The sequence below is a fragment of the Flavobacterium sp. genome, assembly GCF_035760125.1.
In the GTDB taxonomy this organism is placed as follows: Bacteria; Bacteroidota; Bacteroidia; order Flavobacteriales; family Flavobacteriaceae; genus Flavobacterium.
Genome location: NZ_DASTTN010000141.1, coordinates 1 through 4,629, shown reverse-complemented (window position 1 = coordinate 4,629; position 4,629 = coordinate 1). Strand labels below are relative to the sequence as shown.

Below are 4,629 nucleotides of genomic sequence, written 5' to 3'. Positions count from 1 at the left end.
GATGGGTGCTTAAATTTGAAATCTTGGTAGTATTTTTTCAAGGTTTTGTCCAAATTATCTTGTCCAATCACATAAACCAATTGTGACAGGAATATACTTCCTTTTACATAAGACGCAATACTATACGAACGATTTTCATCATAACGATCTCCGTGAGTGGACAGCGGTTGCTCTTTTCCTGATTCTACTAATTTATAGTAAGCAGCATAGTTCCCTTTGAATGGGTTTTCTTCTTTTTTATCTTTCAATTCATTCAGAGCCGAGTCTTCAATATAAGTCGTAAAACCTTCGTCCATCCAAGGGTGTTTAGATTCGTTGGATGCTAAAATATGTTGAAACCAAGAGTGTCCCATTTCGTGTGTTGCGGTACCTAAAAGTCCCTCTAGTTTTCCATTACCCAACATCAAAGTACACATGGCATATTCCATTCCGCCATCACCTCCTTGTATAAACGAGTATTGCTTATATGGGTAATTCCCAACGGTTTTATTGTAATAATCCATCACCTTTACCATCAAAGGCTCTAGTTTTTTCCAGTTATCAGCAACCTCTGGCGTGTTTTTATAAAGAAAATGCAAATCGACATTGTTTGGCCCTTTTACTATATCGTGTTGGTAATTTTTATCGGCAGCCCAAGTGAAATCATGTACCATTGGAGCTATAAAATGCCAAGTCAACGTTTTTGCTTTTTTTGGATAAACTACAGTAACTCCTGCATCTTGATAACCATGACCTATTTCGTTAGGATTTTGCAAATAACCGGAACCTCCCAAAGTATAATCTTTATCGATTGTGATGTTCACATCAAAATTTCCCCAAACACCATGAAATTCTCTGGCGATATATGGATCGGCATGCCAACCTTCAAAATCAAACTCAGCCATTTTTGGATACCATTGTGCCATCGACAATTCGATACCTTCCACACTATTTCGTCCAGTACGACGGATTTGTACAGGAACTTGACCATCAAAATCCAGTGTGAAAGTTGTTTTTGAATTTGGTAAAATTGGTTTCGCCAAAGTCACTTCCAAAATTGTTCCCACTTCTTTGGCAATAGCCGTAACCCCGTCCTGTTTGAAATTGGAAATTTTCAAATACCCAATTTCATTCGGCTTAAGGCTTTTGATTCTGCTTTCTTTTACGTCTTTGCCATCCACTTTTATTTTGGTTACCATACGACCATCTGGATCCTTGATAGATTGTAGTCTGGCATCCATTTCGCTTCCCGGTTGAAAAGCGTTTGTATATAAATGATAATACACTTTCGTCAAGGTATCTGAAGAATTATTGGTATAAACCAATTCTTGTTTTCCTTTATACTGATAGTTTTTGACATCCATAGTGACGTCCATTTTGTAATCAACCTGTTGTTGCCAGTAACCCGCTTTTTGGGCAAATAAATTACCCAGACTTACTGAAAAAAAAGCAAATAGAAAGAGTTTGCGCATAGTATTTAAAATAAAAAAATGGAAGAGTCTAGGACTCTTCCATTGGATTAATAGTAGTTAAATTATTTTTTAGACATTTTTTCTGCCATCAATAATGCATTGTAAGCATTAACCATTTTACCAGATTTTGATGAATCAACAGCTGTTTTTGGCTCTTGCTTTTCTCCCAAAAGTACATTAGCAGGAAGTGGAGTTCCAGAATCCATCAAAATTTGTTTCACTTGTTTGGCAGATAATTTTGGGTAATACGAACGAATCAAAGCAGCCACTCCGGCAGCATTTGGTGAAGCCATAGAAGTTCCTTGTTCGTATTTGTATTTGCCATTTGGAACTGTTGCATAAATTTCTGTTCCAGGAGCATAAACATCTACATTTAAAGTCCCATAATTTGAAAAATCTGCAATTACATTTTGTCCATATTTATTATCCAAAGCTCCAACAGTCAATACATTGGAAGCAAATTCTTTTTTATTGTCTTCGGAATCATTTGGAAAGTTAATATTTTCGGTCAAGTCAATATTATTCCCATCATTTCCAGAGGCATGAACAAATAACACATCTTTCTTTTCAGCATATTTTATAGCGTCAAAAATCCATTGTTTGTGTGGAGAATAACTTTTTCCAAAACTTCCATTGATTACTTTGGCTCCATTATCTACAGCGTAACGAATTGCCAATGCAATATCTTTGTCATATTCATCTCCATCTGGTACAGCTCTAACGGCCATAATTTCTACATTATCGGCAATTCCATCACCTCCAATATTATTACCTCTTACTTGTGCAATAATTCCGGAAACATGAGTTCCGTGAAGGGCTTCTTCCTTGTCTGGACCATAAACGATATTATTCCCGTATTTGCTGTCTTTAATATCTTCTGGATTATCGCCTACCACTTTTCGACCATCTAACTCTTTGTTCAAGTTATAGTTCAATTGATCATAAACGTATTTTGTGTATTCTTCAATTTCAGCTCTGAAAGTTGGCCCTGCATTAGTCAAAATACGGGTCATGATCATTTTACTTTTGCTCAAATCTGGATCTGTAGTAACGATTCCGTTCAAATCTTCAACTGTATAGTTTTCTTTATTCAAATGCTTTTGAATCGCCTTATCGGTAGCAATCAAGAAATCCATTTGCTGTTTTTCTTTCATCGCCTTATTGTATCTTTCTTCATAAGCTGCCAATGCGCTTTTGTAAGTCGCCGATCCATCATCACCCTTTTTTATGATACGGGTCATTTCTAGAGTTTCATGTAAATCATTCCCTAGAAAATTCCAACCGTGAATATCATCGATATAACCGTTTTTATCGTCATCAATTCCGTTTCCGGCAATCTCTTTCTTATTGGTCCAAATTACCGCTTTCAAATCTTCGTGTTCAATATCTACACCCGAATCTACAACGGCAACAATCACTTTGGCTCCTTTTTTACCTTTAAGTAATTCGGCATACGCTTTATCCACACTCATACCTGGAATGCTGTCTTTAGCCAAATCCAGATGCGACCATCTTTGCAATTCAGGTTCGCTCAACTTTCCTTTTTTACCAACATAATCAATTGATTTTGTTGCTGTTTGTGCACTTGCCGAAAGGCATAAAGACAAAGCCGCAAGTAATGTTAATGACGTTAAATTTATTTTTTTCATGTGTAGATAATATTTGTTTTTTTATTGGAACAAAGCATCACTATTCTTCAGTCCTTTTACTTTTTAGAATCTTATCGATTTCATATCGTAGATACTTTCAATTTTTACTAATCAATTCCAAAAATAGTGGAAGTAATTTAGATATTAATCAATCATTAACGGTTTTTTATGATTAAACATCCCCAAAAAAGAATTTTATTATAAAAACAGAATTGATAAGATATCTAGAGAAAATACTATAAGAAAATAAACTATATTTTATACACTTATACAGCCTTATCTATGAAAACAAAATTACTTATTTTGCTGATTTTAGATTCTTTAATTTACTCAAATCAAATAACAAAAAAATCTTAATAAGCCGCATATAAATATCAATAAACTTCAAAATTTCACAATTTATTTAACAGCAAATTACTGTAAAAGTAATATTAATTGTATTATTGCATAATACTAAAAAATATAGTATTAAACATCCCAAATTGTTATTACATGAAAAAAACTTTACTCTTATTTTTAATATTTTCAGGATTTCAGATAAATGCGAATTGCTTCAAAACTGTTGCTGACGAATATAATCACGCTGTTGGAGTGGAAACAGATGGAACTTTATCGGTTTGGAGTGGAAATTCGGTAGGTGAATTTGGGGATGAAATAAATACCGACAAAAATGTTTCAACGCTATTAGATGATTCTGGAGCACTGATTGCAACTTATACCATACAACAAATAAGGTGTAATGGTATGGCAGATGGCTCGGCCACAGTATCACCATCGGGAGGTACCGCTCCGTATACCTATCTTTGGTCTAATGGTAAAACAACAGCTACTATTACAGGATTGGCCCCTGGAAATTATTCTTGCACAGTAACTGATGCTGCTTCGTCATCAATCATCCTAACTGTTACTATTACACAGCCCACATCTCTTTTTTGTACGGTAACCGCCACTAATATAGACTGTCATAGCAATGGGAGTATAAATGTTACCGCAACTGGAGGAACGCCAAGTTATCAATATTCAGTTTCCCCCTCTGCTGTTATTTACCAAGCTTCTAATGTATTTGAGAACATTCCTGCTGGAAATTATCAAGTAACTGTAAGAGACACCAATGGCTGTTTATTTATGACTACTGTAGTTCTTGCTTCCATTAATACACCACTACCAACTGCAACTGCGCAGAATTTAAATAATACCTCTACAGTTGCCAATTTACTAGCTTCCGGATCAGATATTAAATGGTACAATGTCGTTACCGGAGGAATTCCTTTAGATTTATCGACTACTCTGCAAACAGGTACATATTATGCTTCACAAACAATCAATGGATGTGAAAGCACAAGAACAGCAGTTGATGTAACAATTAATAATCTTTATACATTAATACCTGATGTCAATTTTGAAAACAAATTAATTGCACTTGGTATCGACTCGGGGGTTGCTGATGGAAAAGTGTTGACGGCAAACGTGGACAAACTCACTTCATTGAATGTTTCATCAAGTTCAATTTCAGATTTGACAGGAATTCA

The 4,629-nt window shown here is 35.1% G+C and carries 2 protein-coding genes and 1 pseudogene; 1 reads left to right on the top strand and 2 read right to left on the bottom strand.

Translation table 11 applies throughout. The features are described 5' to 3' along the window. The coding region (locus VFS71_RS05565) for a M1 family metallopeptidase (RefSeq protein WP_326399875.1) at positions 1–1,451 on the bottom strand (1,451 nt) is incomplete at its 3' end. A gap of 62 nt (positions 1,452–1,513) precedes the next feature. Then, a complete protein-coding gene (locus tag VFS71_RS05560) occupies positions 1,514–3,100 on the bottom strand; it encodes a S8 family peptidase (RefSeq protein ID WP_326399874.1) in 1,587 nt (528 codons plus the stop codon). Between the two features lie 492 nt (positions 3,101–3,592). Here VFS71_RS05560 and VFS71_RS05555 point away from each other — a divergent pair. Further along, positions 3,593–4,629 (top strand): annotated as a pseudogene (locus VFS71_RS05555) (hypothetical protein); the annotation flags it as partial.